General features: G+C 73.0%; 16 protein-coding genes. 6 read left to right on the top strand and 10 right to left on the bottom strand.

Features of this window, described 5'->3' with window-relative positions; all coding sequences use genetic code 11:
• The first annotated feature begins 51 nt into the window (after positions 1-51).
• The 3 genes from ACSU53_RS29540 (at position 52) to ACSU53_RS29530 (ending at position 4,191) form a co-directional block, all read left to right on the top strand.
• The gene (locus tag ACSU53_RS29540; protein ID WP_437032704.1) at positions 52-1,542 is read left to right on the top strand and encodes an FAD-dependent monooxygenase; all 1,491 of its coding nucleotides are present in this window, start codon (positions 52-54) and stop codon (positions 1,540-1,542) included.
• A gap of 99 nt (positions 1,543-1,641) precedes the next feature.
• A complete protein-coding gene (locus tag ACSU53_RS29535; protein ID WP_437032702.1) occupies positions 1,642-3,234 on the top strand; it encodes a carboxylesterase/lipase family protein in 1,593 nt (530 codons plus the stop codon).
• Positions 3,235-3,267: 33 nt separating this feature from the next.
• The gene (locus ACSU53_RS29530; RefSeq protein WP_437032700.1) at positions 3,268-4,191 is read left to right on the top strand and encodes a hypothetical protein; all 924 of its coding nucleotides are present in this window, start codon (positions 3,268-3,270) and stop codon (positions 4,189-4,191) included.
• Between the two features lie 24 nt (positions 4,192-4,215).
• Here the strand turns inward: ACSU53_RS29530 and ACSU53_RS29525 are convergent, their stop codons facing one another.
• From ACSU53_RS29525 to ACSU53_RS29510, 4 genes are all read right to left on the bottom strand, one after another.
• The gene (locus ACSU53_RS29525) at positions 4,216-4,671 is read right to left on the bottom strand and encodes a hypothetical protein (RefSeq protein ID WP_437032698.1); all 456 of its coding nucleotides are present in this window, start codon (positions 4,669-4,671) and stop codon (positions 4,216-4,218) included.
• On the bottom strand, positions 4,655-5,146 hold the full coding sequence (locus tag ACSU53_RS29520) for an RNA polymerase sigma factor (protein ID WP_437032696.1): 492 nt from the start codon (positions 5,144-5,146) through the stop codon (positions 4,655-4,657). Before ACSU53_RS29520 ends, ACSU53_RS29525 begins: the two co-directional genes overlap by 17 nt.
• A gap of 112 nt (positions 5,147-5,258) precedes the next feature.
• A complete protein-coding gene (locus ACSU53_RS29515) occupies positions 5,259-5,885 on the bottom strand; it encodes a class F sortase (protein WP_437032695.1) in 627 nt (208 codons plus the stop codon).
• Positions 5,882-6,304: a sortase-dependent protein gene (locus tag ACSU53_RS29510; RefSeq protein ID WP_437032693.1), complete on the bottom strand. Its 423-nt coding sequence runs from the start codon at positions 6,302-6,304 to the stop codon at positions 5,882-5,884. Before ACSU53_RS29510 ends, ACSU53_RS29515 begins: the two co-directional genes overlap by 4 nt.
• Before the next feature lie 358 nt (positions 6,305-6,662).
• Between ACSU53_RS29510 and ACSU53_RS29505 the strand changes: the two genes are divergently transcribed.
• Entirely contained in the window at positions 6,663-7,526 is an 864-nt protein-coding gene (locus ACSU53_RS29505) for a hypothetical protein (protein ID WP_437033483.1), read from the top strand.
• A gap of 100 nt (positions 7,527-7,626) precedes the next feature.
• Here ACSU53_RS29505 and ACSU53_RS29500 read toward each other — a convergent pair whose 3' ends face one another.
• From ACSU53_RS29500 to ACSU53_RS29485, 4 genes are all read right to left on the bottom strand, one after another.
• On the bottom strand, positions 7,627-9,066 hold the full coding sequence (locus tag ACSU53_RS29500; RefSeq protein WP_437032691.1) for a GH1 family beta-glucosidase: 1,440 nt from the start codon (positions 9,064-9,066) through the stop codon (positions 7,627-7,629).
• Between the two features lie 77 nt (positions 9,067-9,143).
• Positions 9,144-10,067, bottom strand: a complete 924-nt coding sequence (locus tag ACSU53_RS29495) for a carbohydrate ABC transporter permease (protein ID WP_437032689.1) — start codon at positions 10,065-10,067, stop codon at positions 9,144-9,146.
• 12 nt (positions 10,068-10,079) lie between these two features.
• Entirely contained in the window at positions 10,080-11,075 is a 996-nt protein-coding gene (locus ACSU53_RS29490) for a carbohydrate ABC transporter permease (RefSeq protein WP_437032688.1), read from the bottom strand.
• 100 nt (positions 11,076-11,175) lie between these two features.
• The gene (locus ACSU53_RS29485; RefSeq protein WP_437032686.1) at positions 11,176-12,495 is read right to left on the bottom strand and encodes an ABC transporter substrate-binding protein; all 1,320 of its coding nucleotides are present in this window, start codon (positions 12,493-12,495) and stop codon (positions 11,176-11,178) included.
• Positions 12,496-12,841: 346 nt separating this feature from the next.
• On the opposite strand from ACSU53_RS29485, the gene ACSU53_RS29480 reads away from it, so the two are divergent.
• Positions 12,842-13,855 carry a LacI family DNA-binding transcriptional regulator gene (locus ACSU53_RS29480; protein ID WP_437032684.1) on the top strand — a complete coding sequence of 338 codons (1,014 nt, stop codon included), beginning with the start codon at positions 12,842-12,844 and terminating at the stop codon, positions 13,853-13,855.
• 315 nt (positions 13,856-14,170) lie between these two features.
• On the opposite strand, the gene ACSU53_RS29475 is transcribed toward ACSU53_RS29480, so the two are convergent.
• Positions 14,171-15,724, bottom strand: a complete 1,554-nt coding sequence (locus tag ACSU53_RS29475) for an MFS transporter (RefSeq protein ID WP_437032682.1) — start codon at positions 15,722-15,724, stop codon at positions 14,171-14,173.
• 107 nt (positions 15,725-15,831) lie between these two features.
• The gene (locus tag ACSU53_RS29470; RefSeq protein ID WP_437032680.1) at positions 15,832-16,965 is read right to left on the bottom strand and encodes a glutathione-independent formaldehyde dehydrogenase; all 1,134 of its coding nucleotides are present in this window, start codon (positions 16,963-16,965) and stop codon (positions 15,832-15,834) included.
• A gap of 186 nt (positions 16,966-17,151) precedes the next feature.
• Here ACSU53_RS29470 and ACSU53_RS29465 point away from each other — a divergent pair, with 186 nt between their 5' ends.
• On the top strand, positions 17,152-17,343 hold the full coding sequence (locus tag ACSU53_RS29465; protein ID WP_030420604.1) for a hypothetical protein: 192 nt from the start codon (positions 17,152-17,154) through the stop codon (positions 17,341-17,343).
• The last annotated feature ends 36 nt before the right edge of the window (positions 17,344-17,379 follow it).

Below are 17,379 nucleotides of genomic sequence, written 5' to 3'. Positions count from 1 at the left end.
CTTCTGTGGGCGTACGGCCAATTCTCGATATCGGCGGACGGGTGTTGTGCGATGAGGGACGTGATCGTGGTCGGCGGCGGGCCCACCGGCCTGATGCTGGCCTGCGAACTGCGGCTGCACGGCGTGGACACGGTGGTCCTGGAGAGGCTGCCCGGGCCCTCCGGGCAGTCCCGGGGGCGGGGGCTGCACACACGCAGTGTCGAGCTGATGGACCAGCGGGGCCTGCTGGACCGCTTCCTCGCCGTCAGTGAGAAGTTCCAGGTCGGCGGCCTCTTCGGCGGCATCACCGCCCCCTGGCCGGACGGACTGGACACGGCGCACCCCTACGGCCTGGCCACCGCCCAGCCGGACACCGAGCGGCTGCTCCACGAACGCGCCGTCGAACTCGGCGCCGACATCCGCCGCGGCTGCGACGTCGTCGGGCTGACCCCGCTCGGGGGCGGCGAGGACGGCGGGGACGGAGAAGCCGTGGACGCCGTGCTGGCGGACGGCAGCCGGCTGCGGGCCCGTTACGTCGTCGGGTGCGACGGCGGGCGCAGCACGGTGCGCAAGCTGCTCGGCATCGGGTTCCCCGGGGAGCCCGCCACGGTCGAGACCCTGCTGGGCGACATGGCGGCGACCGCGGACCCGGCGGAGATCGCCGAGGTCGTGGCCCGGGTCCGCACGACCCAGCTGCGCTTCGGCGTCGTCCCCGACGTGGACGGACAGCGCGGCGTGCACCGCTTCGTCGTCCCGGCCGAGGGCGTGTCCGAGGACCGGACCACGGGACCGACCCTGGAGGAGTTCAAGGAGCGGCTGCGGGCCGTCGCCGGCACGGACTTCGGGGTCCACTCGCCGCGCTGGCTGTCCCGTTTCGGTGACGCCACGCGGCAGGCCGAACGCTACCGGGCCGGGCGGGTGCTGCTGGCCGGTGACGCCGCGCACATCCATCCGCCGACCGGCGGGCAGGGCCTCAACCTCGGGGTGCAGGACGCGTTCAACCTGGGCTGGAAGCTGGCCGCGACCGTCAACGGCTGGGCCCCCGAAGGGTTGTTGGACACGTACCACGCCGAGCGGCACCCGGTGGGGGCCGCCGTCCTCGCCAACACCCGTGCGCAGATCGCGCTGATGAGGACCGACCCGGGCACGGCCGCGCTGCGCGAGCTGTTCACGAAGCTGATGGGGATCGACGAGGTGAACCGGTACATCACCGGGATGATCACCGCGGTGGACGTCCGCTACGACGTCGGCGACGACGGCGACGGTGGCGGCGACGGCCAGGACCACGAACTGCTGGGCCGTCGGCTGCGGGACGTCGCCCTGAAGCGGGGCCGCCTGTACGAGCTGATGCACGGCGGACGGGGCCTGCTGCTCGACACGACGGGCGGCCTGACGCTCTCGGGGTGGGCCGACCGGGTCGACCACGTGGTCGACGCCGGCGACGAACTCGACGTGCCCGCGCTGCTGTTGCGTCCGGACGGTCATGTCGCCTGGGTCGGTGAGCGGCAGGACGCGCTGGAGGAGCGGTTGCAGAGGTGGTTCGGCGTTCCCACGGCGCGGTGAGCGGTCCGCGTGAGCGGGACCGGACGGCCCCACCGGGCGGGCGCCGAGCGGCGGTTAATGGTTCGAGGACGGGCCGGACGGCGTGCGAGGCTGCCCCGCATGGACGACAGCGCGAGGACCAGCACGGAGTTCCGGACGACGAGTGGCCGGGTGGCCGGGCGGAGGTCGCCCGACGGGGTGATCGCCGTGCTGGGGGTGCCGTACGCGGCCCCGCCCTTCGGCCCGCACCGCTTCCGTGAGCCGCGGCCGGTCCCCGGCTGGGGGGACCGACGCCCCCGGGACTGCACGGAGTTCGGGCCGGTCGCCCCGCAGTCGGCCGAACTGCCCGGCGCGCCGGTGTGGCGCCCCGGCGACGAGGACGTCCTCAGCGTCAACGTGTGGGTGCGTCCCCGGCCGGACGGCGGTCCGCTGCCGGTGCTGTTCTGGATCCACGGCGGTGCCTACACCTTCGGTTCCTCCGCGGAGCCCGGCTTCGACGGTGCGGCGCTCGCCCGGGCCGGGGTGGTCGTGGTGAGCTGCAACTACCGGGTGGGTTTCGAGGGGTTCGGGCATGTGCCGGGCTTCCCCGACAACCGGGGACTGCTGGACCAGGTGGCCGCACTGCGCTGGGTCCGGGACAACATCGCCGAGTTCGGCGGGGACCCCGAACGCGTCACCGTGGCCGGGCACTCCGCCGGAGGGGGCTCCGTCGCCTGTCTGCTGGGCATGGACCGGGCGCGCGGGCTGATGCGGCGGGCGATCGCCCACAGCGTGCCGGCCGCCTTCTTCTCCGCCGGGGCGGCCGCCGCGGTCTCGTCGCGGATCGCGCGGGCCGCCGGGGTCGCGCCGACGGCCGACGGCCTGCGGTCCGCCTCGCCCGGGCGTCTGGTGGCCGCCGCCGACACGGTGTCCGGGCAGTGCGCGGACGATCCGGTCCTGCCGAGCCAGGCGGTCGACCCCGTGCTGTTCCAGCCGGTGGTCGACGGTGAGGTGCTGTCCGCCGATCCGCTCACCGCCGTGACGGCCGGTGCCGCCCGCGACGTGGACCTGCTGGTCTGCCACACCCTGGAGGAGTACCTGTTCCTGCACGCGACGGGCAGCGTGCGCCGCACCGACACGGAGCGGGCGACGGCGGACGCCGCCGAGGCGCTCCGCCTTCCCGTCCAACTGGTCGAGAAGTACCGGGCGTTGAAGCCCGACGCGCCGGTGTTCGACCGGCATCTCGCGTTCCTGGGCGACGCCTGCTTCGGCGAGTACAGCAGCCGGCTGGCGGAACGGCACGCGCGGGCCGGCGGGCGGGCGCACCTGTCGCGCTTCGCCCGCCGCCGCCCGGGACCGGACGGCACGGTCCGGCCCTGGCACACCGCCGACGTCCCCTTCGCCTTCGGCAACCTGGACGCGACGGGCGCCCCGTTCCTCATCGGCGGCGCCCCGGACGAACAGGACCGGGCCCTGTCCCGCCGGATGGTGCGGGCCTGGGCGGACTTCGCCGCGTCGGGTGACCCGGGCTGGCCCGCGATCGGCGCCGACGCGACCCCGGTGCGGATGTGGGCCGTGCCGGACGACGCCCTGGCCGACGACGCAGGGTCCGCGCTGCGTGCCGTGTGGCGGGGCGTCGAGGTGGGCGCGCCCGTGCCCGCTCCCGTCCCGGCCCGGGAGTCCCCCGCGGGCCGTCCGCAGGACGGGTCGGGGCGCCGGGACGGCGGCGCTTGACCCTGTCGCGACGGCAACGTTTCTACTGGCGTCATGCGAACCTCCGAGCTCGCCGGCCCGGCCGGTGCCACGAACCTCAAGGCCCTGCGCACGGCGGTGCGTTGGTCCCTCGCCGCGCTCCTCCCGGCCGAACTGGTGCTGGTCCTGTGCGTGGTGGGAGGGGTACGGATCGCCCCGGGAGTGCAGTGGGCGGTGCGGCTGACGGTGCTCGTCCCGCTGCTCCTGGCCACCGTCCTGATCGGCCTCGACCACCGCCGGCACCGGCGTGCAGGTCTCGGCCGGCGTGCCGCCCTGCGCGCCGCGCTCGCCGACAGCGTGCCCGCGGCGGTGCGCCGGCTCACCGCCCACGAGGTCTTCCTGTCGACCAGCTTCCTGCGGTGGGTGACCCGCCGGGGACCGCACGGCGTGCGCCCGGGCGACACGGCCGTCCCGTACGCCTCCGGGCAGTCGGCGGTCATGGCCGGATTCCTGTTCGTCTGTGTCGTCGAGACGGTCATGCTGGCGCTGGTGATCCCGTGGCCGGTGGTCCACGCGGTGACGCTCGTCGTGGACGTCTGGGGCTGCTATTTCGTCGTCGCCCTGCACGCGTCCTGCGTGGTGCGCCCGCACGTGATCGGCGCGGACGGCTCGCTGCGGCTGCGGTACGGGGCCCTGCTGGACATCCGCATCCCGGCCGGCCGCATCGCCTCGGTCCGGGCGGTCCGGGCCTTCCCCGAGGGGAGGATGGCGGCCGTCGGGGAGGACGGGACGGCCGACCTGGCCGTGGCGGGGCAGACCACGGTCACCGTCGAACTCACCGAACCGGTGCGCTTCGTACGCGTCCTGGGCCGGCCCGCCGAGGCCCGGGCCTTCCGCTTCTACGCCGACGACGCCGCCTCCGCCGTGGCCGCGCTCAGGGCCCGCGCGCCACGCCCCGACGCCAGCCGATCCGCCCGGGTGACGGGTTCACCGGAGTGAGCGGGCAGGCCCCGGTCGCGGCCCCTACGGCGTGGGGACCTCCCCCGGGACCGGGGTGGCCGACGGTGAGGGGACTCGGGGGCCGGCCGTTCCGGTGTGAGGGGTGGACGGTGCGGGGACCTCGGGGCCCACGGTCGTGGGCTGTTCGGTGGGCCGGGTGACGGCGGGCTCGGGCGACGGCGGCGTGGTCGCCGGCGGCGTCGGGGAGGTGCTGCTGACCGGTGGCGGGGCCAGGGGCACCGTGGGAGAGGCCGGCCCGTCGGGAGCCGTCTGCTGGAGGGGCAGCGCGACGAGGAGCGCGGCACCGCAGGCGAGGCCGGCCCCCGCGGCGGCGCGCACCAGGCGGCGCCGGGCCGCGGCGCGGCGGATCTCCTCGAACCGGCCGGGAGGCGGGCCGAGATGCTCACCGGCCGGGCGCAGGAGGACCGCGAGGGGGTCGTCGGGCGCGAACTCCGGACCCTCGTCAGCGTGTGTGATCAAGGCTTCTCCTCAGGTGGGCGCGGAGCAGTTCCCGGGCGGCGTGCAGATCGGCCTTGACGGTTCCCTCCTTGCGTCCGGTCACCACGGCGATCTCACGGATCGGCAGGTCGGCGTAATAGTGCAGCAGGATCGGCACGCGCAGGCGTTCCGGCAGGGACTGCACCAGCAGCCGGACGGACGGGTCGGACGGTTCGCTGTGCGGGCGGACGGCGGTCTCGGTGGTGACCCGGTCCACCGCGCGGCGCTCGCGTCCGAGCTTGCGCCAGTGGTCCCGGACGAGGTTGGCGGCGGTGACGTAGAGGAACGCCCGGGGTTCGGACACCGTCGTCCAGCGGGCCCACAGCCGGGTGAACGCCTCCGAGGCGATCTCATGGGCCGTCTCGTCGTCGTCGACCAGGCGTCGGCACCAGCCGGCGAGGCGCGGGTAGAGGGCGGCGAAGAGCTCGGCGGCCGCCTTCTCTCGGGACCTTTTCAACATTCTCCAGGGTCGTGGGGTGACCAGTGTCGGGGAGCGGAGTGCACCGGCGGCCCGGGGCCGCTCCCCCGGGCCGCCGGTGCGGGTCCGGCGGCCCGGGGGCCGTGACCGGTCAGGAGCGCGCCGGGTCGAACGCGGCGAACACGATGACGTTGTCGCGGTACTCGCCGCCGGAGCGGGGGCCTCCGCAGGTGATGAGGCGCAGCTCCGGACGGCCGACGGCGCCGTAGACGGCCTCGGTCGGGAAGTCCGCCTTGGCCACCGTCCGGACGGACCGGACGGTGAACCGGGGTGCGGTGCCGTTCTCCAGGCGGGCCTCGATCCGGTCGCCCCGGCCCAGCCGGTCCAGGTGGCGGAAGACCCCGTCCCCGTGGTCGCCCACGGTGACGTGACCGAGGATCACCGACGGTCCGGTGCTGCCCGGCGGCGGGGAGTACCGGTACCAGCCGGCCGGGTCGTCGGCCGTGATCGGGGGCACCTCCACGGTGCCGTCCGCGGCCAGTCCCAGCCGGATGACCGGTGTGTCGACCCCGATGGCCGGGATCCGCAGCCGGACCGGGACGGAACGGCCAGGGTGGCCCGCCCGCGAGGTGGGGCGCGGGGCCCGCGCCGTGCCGCCCGGCCCGTCGCCGGGAAGCCCGGTGCCGGTGCGGTGTCCGGTGCGGTGCCCTGTGCCGCAGGCGGCCAGTACGGAGGCCGCCGCCGCGGTGACGAGGGCGCGCCTGGAGAGGGCCGTCATCCGGCGGTGGTCCGCCGGCGGCGCAGGAGGAGGACACCGGCGCCGCCGGCGGCGAGGGCCGCGGCGGCTCCCCCGCCGATCAGCGTGCCGTCCGGGCCGGAGGAGGTGGCTGCCGCACCGGTGTCGGGCGCGCCGCTGGGCACGACGGACACCCCCGTGGCCTCCTCGGCCGGGGCGGGGACGTCGCTCTCCGCCGGTACCGGGGAGGGCTCGGTGGCGGGAGCCTCGGTCGGGGCGGGGGCGTCGCTCGTGGCCGGTACCGGCGAGGGCTCGGTGCCGGGAGCCTCGGTCGGGACGGGGGTCGCGGCGGTGTCCGAGACGGGCACGGCCGGGGCGGGGCCGTCGGCCGACGCGGAGGCCGCGCCCGCCAGGACGGCGGTGCAGGCAAGTGCCGCGGCACTCAGCAGGGTTCGGCGCATGGGTGGCTCTCTCCTTGGTGGTTCCGCCCGCCGGGAGGTCCGGCGGGCCGGGTGACGGATCGTGCGGAGAGACGAGGCAGCGACAGGGCGGGTTGTAAAGAGCGGGCAAAGTCCCGGCGGCGCGGCGGGTGCGGTGCGGACGCGGCCGTGGAAGGCGGGCCGCCGCCCGCCCGGTCGTCCCCCGTCACCCGTATGTCCGCGTTGCGCTGGTCGCCCGGACGGGGCGGTGGTGCGGTGAGGGGGCAAGGGGAGCCGCCCCGGGCCAGCCGGCGGCGGCCGCTGTTGTCCTCAGGAGGCGCTCGTGACCACCCCCCGCCCGGCTGTCCGTCCGTCCCGCGTCACCGTGGCGGGTGCGTCCGTGTCCCGTCCGGTCGCCCGGCCGCCGGCCGGACCGCGCGCGGCCGCCCGTCCCGTACGGGTCCTCGCCACCGTCCTCGCCGCCGGGACGCTGCTGGCGACGGCCGCCTGTTCCGGCGGGGGCGGGGAGGCCGGGGCCGCGTCGGGCACCGCCTCCACCGTGGCCGAACGGCCGCCCGCCGCGCAGACCACCGCCTCCCCCTCCCCCGGGCGGGAGTTGACGGAGACCGGCGCCCGGAACGCGCTGATCACCGAGGCGGACCTCGAGGACGACTGGAACCTGGTCAAGGACCCGACCACCTGGCGGGACTCCCTGCTCCTGGGCGACGTGGACGCGGCGAAGTTCCTCACCGGCAAGAGCGACGCGCAGGACTGCAAGCGGCTGATGGACTCGCTCTACGACGAGACCCTGCTCGGCAGCCCGTCCGGGGCGTCGGCGGTCACCGGGTTCGAGCAGGGCGACTCCCGGCTGTACTACCAGGTCGCCGCCTACGAGAAGGCCGACCTGGACCAGTCCGTGGAGTGGCTGAAGTCGCTGCCCTCGGCCTGCGACGAGTTCACCCTGACCGGGGGCGACCACGGCGACCGCACCGTCCAGGTCGTGGAGCGGACGCTGCCCGAGCAGGGCGAGGCGCGGCAGGGGCTGACGGTGACGGTGAAGGGCACCTCCGACGGCGACCCCGTGACCCTGACGCTGGACGTGGCGGCGGTCCAGGTCGGCGCGAACGCGATCACCGTGACCAACGGCGGACTCGACGGCGCGGACCACGACTCCACCGACGCGGCGGTCGCCCAGGGAACTCCGCGGCTCACCGAGGTCCTGGCGGGCGGCACGCCGCAGCCGACGCCCAGCGGAGCCGGGTGACGACGACGGACCGCCCCCGCTCCCGGGGCTTCCGGGAGCGGGGGCGGTCCGGCGGTGCGGCACCGCGCGGGGCGGCGGAATGGTGCCGCACCGGGCCTGGTCAGGCGCCGGGCAGGACGCCGGTGCGGGCCACCTCCGCGTACCAGCGGGCGCTGGCCTTCGGGATGCGGGTGCCGGTCGGGTAGTCGACGTAGACCGCGCCGAACCGCTTGCTGTAGCCGTGGGCCCACTCGAAGTTGTCCAGCAGCGACCACAGGAAGTAGCCGCGCACGTCGGATCCGTCCGCGATGGCCTGGTGGACGGCGGCCAGGTGGTCGCGCACGTAGGCGATCCGGGCGGGGTCGTTGACCCGGCCCTCGGGGTCGGCGTAGTCGTCGAAGGCAGCGCCGTTCTCGGTGATCACCAGCGGCAGCCGGGGGAAGTCCGCCGACAGGCGGCGCAGCAGGTCGTACAGGCCGGTCGGGTCGACGGCCCAGCCCATGGCGGTCCGCTCGCCGGGCGGCTGGTGGAAGGCGACCCGGTCGGCGCCCGGCCAGGGGCTGTGGGCGCTGTTGCCGTGCCCGTCGGAGGTGTGGGTGCCGCTGCCGTCGGCCTCGGAGACGACGGTGGGCGTGTAGTAGTTGACGCCGAGGAAGTCCAGCGGCTGGTGGATCTCACGCAGGTCGCCGTCGCGCACGAAGGACCAGTCGGTCAGGTGCGCGGTGTCCTTGAGGAGGTCCTCCGGGTAGGCGCCCTGGAGCATGGGTCCGGTGAACACCCGGTTGGCGAGGGCGTCGATGCGGCGGGCCGCGTCGGTGTCGGCGTCGCTGTCCGTGAGCGGGCGCACGTGGTGGATGTTCAGCGTCACGGAGCACTGGGCGGCGGCGGGGAGGCGGTCGCGCAGCGCCTGGACGGCGAGGCCGTGGCCCAGGTTCAGGTGATGGGCGGCGCGCAGGGCGGCCACGGGGTCGGTGCGGCCGGGGGCGTGCACACCGGAGCCGTAGCCGAGGAAGGCGCTGCACCAGGGCTCGTTGAGGGTGGTCCAGGTGTGCACCCGGTCGCCGAGGGCGTCCGCGGCGAGGGCCGCGTACTCGGCGAACCGTTCGGCCGTGGCACGCTCGGGCCAGCCGCCGGCGTCCTCCAGCTCCTGGGGCAGGTCCCAGTGGTAGAGGGTGGCGACGGGCTTGATGCCCTTCTCCAGCAGTTCGTCGGCGAGGCGCCGGTAGAAGTCGAGGCCCTTCTGGACGGCGGGGCCGCGGCCGGTGGGCTGGACGCGGGGCCAGGCGAGGGAGAAGCGGTAGGCGCCCAGGCCGAGTTCGGCCATGAGCGCGACGTCGTCGCGCCAGCGGTGGTAGTGGTCGGTGGCGATGTCGCCGGTGTCGCCGTTGCGGACCCTGCCGGGGGTGCGGGCGTAGGTGTCCCAGATGGACGGGGTGCGGCCGTCCTCCGCGGCGGCCCCCTCGATCTGGTAGGAGGCCGTCGCGGATCCCCAGAGGAACCCCTGGGGGAAGGTGCGGGCCGCGTCCGGGGCGGATGCGGTCGGCTGTGCTGCGGTGACCACGTAAGTCCTTTCGAAGAGGTGGGGGTGGCACGCGGAACGCGTGGTGGGGGCGGGTGGTACGGGAGGGGCGCGGCGCGTCAGCCCTTGACGGCGCCGGCCATGATGCCGCTGACGATCTGCCGTCCGAAGACCAGGAACATGGCGAGCAGCGGCAGGGTGCCGAGCAGGGCGCCCGCCATGATCAGCGACTGGTCGCGGACGTAGCCGGCACTGAGCTGGGTGAGCGCGACGGGGACCGTCGGGTTGGTCATGTCGAGCACCACGAACGGCCAGAAGAAGTCGTTCCACGCGTGCACGAAGGTGATCATGAACAGGACGGCCATGGCGGGCCGGGCGACGGGCAGGACGATGCTCCAGAAGATGCGCAGCGAGTGCGCCCCGTCGACCCGTCCGGCCTCGACGAGTTCGTCGGGCAGGGCCTCGGAGAGGTACTGCCGCATGAAGAACACGCCGACCGCGCTGACCAGGGTGGGGAAGATGACGGCCGGGAGCTGCTGCGACCAGCCCAGCTCGGACATCATCATGAACAGCGGGACCACGCCGAGCTGCGGCGGCACCAGCATGGTGCCGATCACCAGCATCAGCAGGGCGTTGCGGCCCTTGAACCGCAGCTTGGCGAAGGCGAATCCGGCGAGCGTCGCGAACATCACCGTGGACACCGCGATCACACCGGCCACGATCAGGCTGTTGATCATGGCCTTGCCCATGGCCGCCTCGTCCCAGGCCCGGGCGAGGTTGCTGAACAGGTTCGGTCCGGGCAGGAACGGCGGCGGGGTCTGGCTGACCCGGGTGTTGTCGGTGGAGGCCGCCACCATGGTCCAGTAGAGCGGGAAGATCGACAGGATCGCCATGATGGCGAGCAGGACGTAGGCCAGCGGGCCCGCGTGGTGCTGACGGCCGGCGCGCTGGCGCAGCAGCCGGCGGCCGCCGCGGCCCGGCGGTGTCTCGGCGGGAGGCCGGGCCGGGGTCTCGGTCCGGGCCGGGAGGCTGTGGATGGTCATGGCGACTCCAGGTCAGGACGTGCGGGAGCGCAGGCGCTTGATCAGGCGCTGCACCACGAAGACGAGGACGAGCAGCAGGAACATCGCCCAGGCGACGGTCGCCGAGCGGCCCATCTGGTAGTTCTTCCAGCCCTCCTCGTACAGCAGCAGGCCCAGCGTCTGGTACTGGTTGTCGGCGCCGCCGGTGACGCCGTTGGGTCCCTGCCCGAAGATCAGCGGCTCACCGAACAGCTGGGTCGCGCCGATCGTGGACAGCACGATGGTGAAGACGATGGTGGAGCGGATCCCCGGGACGGTGACGTGGGTGAACTGCTTCCAGCGGGAGGCCCCGTCGAGGGAGGCCGCCTCGTACCGGTCGGCGGGGATGGCCTGCATGGCGGCCAGGTACAGCAGGGCGTTGTAGCCGGTCCAGCGCCAGATGACGATGGTGGAGATGGCGACCTGGGCGGGCCACTTGTCGGCCTCCCAGTCCACCGGGTCGATGCCGACGGTGCCGAGCGCCCAGTTGATCATGCCGAAGTCGCGCTCGAAGATCATGGTGAACACCAGGGCGGCGGCGGCGACCGACGTGGCGTAGGGCACCAGCGAGGCGACGCGGAAGAACAGCGAGGCCCGCATGCGGTAGTTGAGCAGGTGGGCGAGGCCGAGCGCCATCAGCAGCTGGGGCACCGTGGAGATGACGCCGATGGTGATGGTGTTGCCCAGAGCGTTCCAGAACCGCTCGTCGCTCCAGAGTTCGACGTAGTTGTCGAACCCGACCCACTCCATGACGTCGAGGGTGGCCAGCTCCACCTGGTGCAGCGAGATCCACGACGTGTAGACGAGGGGGTAGAAACTGAAGGCGGCGAACACGACGAAGAACGGGGCGACGAACGCGTACGGGGCGCCCTTGACGTCCAGCAGGTGCAGCAGCGCGCCGCGCCTGCGGGGGGTGCTCGCGCCGCCCTTGCCGGGCGGCGGGCCCGGCGGCTCCTCGCCGGCCGGGGCCTTGGTGGTGGAGGTGGCCAACCGTCTTTCCTTCCTGGGTGCGAATGCGTGATCCCGGTCCCGGGCGCCGGGCCCGCCGCCGGTCGGCGGACGGGCCCGGACGGCCGCGGGGTGCGACGGGTCAGCCGACCGCCTTCTCGATGCGCTCCGCGGTGGTGTCCCACGCCTCGTCACGCGGGGTGTCCTGCTGCTCGATGAGCGTCAGGCCCTGCGAGAAGGTGTCCTTGATGGTGCCGTCCTTGCGGCCGAGGACCTGCTTGTCCGGGATCTCCTGGGCGGCGGCGCCGAAGATCTCGCCGATCGGCGCGTCGCTGAAGTACTCGGACGTGGCGCCCTTGACCTCCGCGGTCTCCAGGGCCTTCTGCGAGGACGGGATGTTGCCGATCTCCTGGAAGATGTGGGCCTGCTGCTCCGGCGCGGTCAGCCACGCCACCAGCTTCTGGGCCTCCTCCTTCACCGGGCTCTGCTCCACCACACCGAGGAACGAACCGCCCCAGTTGGCGCCCTTCGGGGCGCGGGCGACGTCCCACTTGCCCTTGTTCGCGTCGCCGGCCTTCTCGCTGATGTGGCTCAGCATCCAGGCCGGGCAGACGGCCGTGGCGAAGGTGCCGTTGGCCAGACCCGGGTCCCAGCCGGGCTGGAACTGGCGGAGCTTGGCCGTCAGCCCGTCCTCGGCGGCGTCGGCGGCGAGGTTCCACGCCTCCTTGACGACCGGGTTCTTGTCGTAGATCAGGTCGCCCTGCTCGTTGTAGTACTGCTCGGAGTGGCCGTAGACCATGGCGTTGAACAGGCCGCTGGCCGCGTCCATGTAGGCCACGTCCTTGCCCTTGAAGCCCTTCTTGAAGTCGCGGCCGGCCTCGACGTACTTCTCCCAGTCGCCCTCCCAGAGCTTGGCGACCTCCTCGCGGTCGGTGGGCAGGCCGGCCTGCTCGAAGTAGTCCTTGCGGTAACAGACCGCCATCGGGCCGATGTCGGTGCCCAGGCCGAGCACCTTGCCGTCGGCGGTGCTGATCTGGGACTCCTTCCACGGCAGGAAGTGGTCGGTGCCCGTCACGCCGGAGAAGTCGGCGAACTTGTCCGCCTGGGTCTCGGTGATCTCCTTGGCCCGGCCTATCTCGATGCCCTGGATGTCCTTCAGGCCCTTGCCCGCGGCGAGCCGGGTCTGCAGCGCGGTGTAGTACGTCTGCTCGTCACCGGCGATCTCCGCCTTGATCTCGACACCGGGGTTCTCCTTCTCGTACTTCTCCAGGAGGCCGGTCTCCTTGATGCCCATCACCCCGTACAGGCCCATGGTGATGGTGACCTTGCCGTCCTTCTTGCCACCGCCGGTGGCCGAGTCGCTGTCGCCGCTGCAGCCGACGACCAACGTGAGCGCACCGGCCGCGGCGATCGCCGCCACCGCCCTCGAACGCTTCACACGCTTCGAACCGGGACTGCCCATGGATCTCCTCCTAGCGACGGCGCTGAACACCGGAGTGACGAGGTCATGCGATGACTACAGCGGCTCTGAAAAAGGTGGGTACGTTCCCAACGCGGGGTGGGAACGTGCCCAACGACGCAACGAAGACTCGTGGGCGCGGCTCCGTATGTCAATGACTTGAACGCAAATTGTCGTACCGGCCCGTCTCCGACCCGTCTCCGCCCGCCCGTTCCGGCCGACCTCGGCGCCGCTCACCGCGGGACATCTGCAAGACTTGTCGCCGGTCACGTCCGCCGTCGGCACCCGCCCGGCGCGCGCCCGACCCCGCGTCCGCGGCTCGATCCACCGACAGTCCCAGGGGGAGCAGATGACGGGGAACCGCCGTCCCACGATCAAGACCGTCGCCGCCCGGGCCGGCGTCGGCCGGACCACGGTGTCCCGCGTCGTCAACGGCTCCGACCTGGTCAGCGCCGAGGTCCGCACCCGCGTCCTGGAGGCGATCAAGGAACTGAACTACGTCCCGAACTCGGTCGCCCGCGGCCTGGTCACCAACCGGACCGACGCCGTGGCCCTGGTCATCCCGGAGTCCGAGAGCCGGCTCGGCTCCGAGCCCTTCTTCGCCGCGCTGATCAGGGGCGTCAGCGGGGCCCTCACCGAGACCCGGACCCAGCTGCAGCTGATGCTGGTGCGCGACCAGGCCGAGCGGGACCAGCTCACCGAGTCGGTCGCCACGCGCCGCGTGGACGGGGTCCTGCTGGTGTCCGTGCACGCCGACGACCGGCTGCCGGGCATGCTGGAGGAGATGGGCCTGCCCACCGTGCTGGCGGGCCGACGGGACGCGGGCGAACAGCTCAGCTACGTCGACTCCGACAACGCCGGGGGCGCCCTGGAGGCGGTCCGGCACCTGCTGGGGCGCGGCCGCCGCAGGATCGCGACGATCACCGGCCCGGACGACATGGACGTGGGCCGGAGCCGGCTGGCCGGGTGGCGCGAGGCGCACCGCGGGGCGGGGCTGGCCGCCGACGAACTCCTGGTCGAGCGGGGTGACTTCACCGAGGAGAGCGGCGGCCGGGCCATGCGTTCGCTTCTTGAACGCGCCCCGGATCTGGACGCCGTGTTCGCCGCGTCGGACCTGATGGCGGTCGGCGCGCTGGCCGAACTCCGGCGCCGGGGGCGCCGGGTGCCCGAGGACGTCGCGGTCGTCGGATTCGAGGACTCGGTGCTCGCCCGGCACACCAATCCCCCGCTGACGACGGTGCGTCAGCCGGTCGAGGAACTGGGCGAGACCATGGTCCGCATCCTCACCGACATCACCCGCAACGGCGCCCCGCGCCGGCACGTGACGCTGCCGACGGAGCTGGTGATCCGCGAGTCGTCGTGACGCCCGGTGTCCCGGCGTGACGGGCGCCGGTCCGCCCGACGGCCCGGGGCCGGCCGTCCGGCAGGCACGGGGTACGGGGCCGGTACTGCGTCGGACGAGGGCGTCGGCCCGGGGTGCCGGCCGTGCCGGCGGTGCCGGCTCCGGGCGGCGGTGAACAGCGGTGTCCGCACCGAGCGGACGGGGCGGGCCGCCGCCGGGCATCCCGTCGCCCTCTCCGTCGGCGGTCCCGTCACCGTTGCCGGCCGCGTACCCGCTACCGACCGTCCGCGTACCGTCGCCGGGCCCGTCGCCCCCGGTCCCCCGCTCCCGCGGACCTCAGAACTTCGGCGTGGGGGTCTGCGACTCGACGATCTCCGCGGCCTCCTCCGGCGTCTGCACCGACGGCGGTGATCCCTCCAGTGGCTGCTGCGCGGTCTCCTTCATGCAGGCCACCGCGATGACGCCGACCAGCGCCGCCGCCATCGCGTAGTAGGCGGGCATCATGTCCGAGCCGGTCGCGCCGATCAGGGCGGTGATGACCAGGGGCGTGGTGCCGCCGAACAGCGAGGCGGACAGGTTGTAGCCGACGGACAGCGAGCCGTAGCGCACCGACGTCGGGAACATGGCCGGCAGCGCCGCCGACATGGTGCCGAGCAGACAGACCAGGGACAGGCCGAGCATCAGCATGCCGGCCGAGACGGCGAGCAGACTGCCCTGCTTCACCAGCAGGAAGGCCGGGACGGACAGGAAGAAGAAGCCCAGCATGCCGGTCATCAGCAGGGGCTTGCGGCCGTACCGGTCGGACAGCCGGCCGACCCGGTTGATGACCAGCATCAGCACCACCATGGTCGCGACCAGGATCAGCAGCCCGTGGCTCTCGCTGTAGTGCAGCTCGTCCGACAGGTACGTCGGCATGTACGACAGCAGCATGTAGTCGGTGATGTTGTAGGCACCGACCAGCGCGATGCACAGCACCAGCATGCGCCACTGCTCCCGGAAGACCCGGGCGAGGCCGCCCCGCGCGGTGGTCTCCACCCGGTCCGCGGCCTCGGACACCCGGACGTTCTCCTGCTCCAGCTTCAGGTAGGCCGGGGTGTCGTCCAGCTTGAGCCGCAGGTAGATGCCGACGATGCCCAGGGGCCCGGCGATCAGGAACGGGATCCGCCACCCCCAGGCGTCCATGGTGTCGCTGCCCAGCCAGGCGGTCAGTGCCGTGACCAGGCCGGCCGCGCCGGTGTACCCCGCCAGGGTCCCCAGTTCCAGGAAGCTGCCGAAGTAGCCGCGGCGCTTGTCCGGGGCGTACTCCGCGATGAAGGTCGAGGCACCGCCGTACTCGCCGCCCGTGGAGAAGCCCTGGAGCAGACGGAAGACGATCAGCAGGGCGGGGGACCAGAAGCCGACCGCGGCGTACGTGGGCAGCATGCCGATCGCGGCGGTGCCGACCGCCATGAGGATCATGGTGAGCGCGAGGACCTGCTTGCGGCCGATCTTGTCGCCCATCGGGCCGAAGACCATGCCGCCGAGCGGTCGCACCAGGAAGGCGACGGCGAACGTGGCGAACGACGACAGCAGCTGGACGGTCTCGTTGCCGGAGGGGAAGAAGACCCGGCCGATGGTGCCCGCCAGATAGGCGTAGATGCCGAAGTCGAACCACTCCATGGCGTTGCCGAGCGACGCGGCCTTCACCGCGCGCTTGACCGCCTGCTCGTCGGTGATCGTGATGTCGGACCGGCGCAGCCGCGGGTTCTGACGGCGCTGGGCGGCACGGAAGAGCCTGGGGTGACGCCTGACCGCCGAGAAGTCGGGCTCGGGCCCGTTGCCGTTGGGGGACGTGGCCGGTTCCTTTCCGGGAGACGACGTTCCGTGACGGAACGTATCAGCGCTGGTCACCGGCTGTCCTGCCGACCGCGGGCGGCGGTTGCGGCAGTGGAGTGACGGCCGCCGAGTACGCTCCGGCCCGCGGGTGTCTCCCGCGGGCCGGACCGGAGTACCCCGGTTCAGGGATGCAACACGACCTTGGTGTAGCCCTCCACCCGCTTGTCGAACTTGTCATAGGCGGAGGCCGCCTCGTCGATGCCCAGTTCGTGCGAGACGACGAAGCTGGGCTTCGCCCTGCCCTCGATGATCATGTCGCGCAGCTGCCGGTTGTAGCGCTTGACGTTGCACTGGCCGGTGCCCACCCGCAGGCCCTTCTCGAACAGCTTGCCGATCGCCACGAGCAGCATGCCCTGCTTGGCCTGCTCGTCGGGTGCTCCCGGGTCCGCCGGGACGTAGAGCCCGGGCACGCCGAGTGCGCCGGTCGGCCGCACGGTGCCGACCAGCGAGTTCAGCACGGTGGCCGGCTGCTCCTCGTCCGAGGCGCCGGTGGTCGCCTGGTAGCCGACGGCGTCCACGCCCTTGTCGGTGCCGACGCCGTCGGTCTGGTCCTTGATCTGCTCCACCGGGTCGCCCTGGGAGAAGTCGATCGGCGTCGCACCGATCTCCTCGGCCTTCTGCAGCCGCTCCGCGACCCGGTCCACGACGAACACCTGCCTCGCGCCCCGCAGCAGGGCGGAGTAGGCGGCCATCAGGCCGACCGGGCCGGCTCCGTACACCGCGACGCTGTCGCCCGGGCGGACCTGGGCGAGTTCGCAGCCGTGGTAGCCGGTGGGGAAGATGTCGGCGAGCAGCACGAAATCCGTTTCGTGCTCGGTGCCCTGAGGCAGTTTCAGGCAGTTGAAATCGGCGTACGGCACCCTCAGGTATTCCGCCTGGCCTCCCTGCCACGGCCCCATGGACACGTATCCGTAGGCGCCGCCCGCGAATCCGGGATTCACGGTCGTGCAGTATCCGGTGTATCCCTCGGCACAGTTCCGGCAGAAGCCGCAGGCGACGTTGAAGGGCATGACCACCCGGTCGCCCTCCTTGAGCGTGGTGACGCCCTCACCGACCTCCTCGACGATCCCCATGTTCTCGTGGCCGAAGACGATGCCGGGTTCGGCCGCGGTGCGGCCTTCGTACATGTGCAGGTCGGAGCCGCATATCGCGGTGGAGGTGACCTTGACGAGCACATCGTTGGGGTGCTGGATGGCGGGCTTGTCGACTTCCTCCACGGAAACGCTGAAGGGGCCCTGATACACGACGGCCTTCATGGCCGCTCCCTCCGCTCGGGAACGCACGGGTGCGGGTGCCACGCGCCCTTTCCGTACGGTCCGCACAGCGGCGCGTGACCCTTGTCTCAATGGTTCTCCGGGCCTCTTCGGGGGGCAAATCGGTAATGTCCCCGTGAACGCAATGGTTCGTGTGCCCGCGTGGGCACGGCAGAGAATGGCCGAGAGATGTCAGCTCAACGACTGGGGACCCTGCTGGTCCCGGTGCCGGGCCTGTCCGGCACCACCTACCCCCCGGGGACGACCGTGACCGTCCGTGGCCGGGGGGCGACGGTCGACGCCTTCGTGGGCGGCGACTGGCTTCCGCTGTCGTGGTGGGAGTTCTCCGACGGCCTGCGCGAGGACATCGCCGACCGGTGAGCCGGTTGTGCGCCGTCCGGGGCGGGCCGCCGGGAT

The organism is Streptomyces sp. enrichment culture (assembly GCF_964273255.1).
Classification (GTDB): domain Bacteria; phylum Actinomycetota; class Actinomycetes; order Streptomycetales; family Streptomycetaceae; genus Streptomyces.
This window is presented reverse-complemented; position numbering and strand designations above follow the sequence as displayed.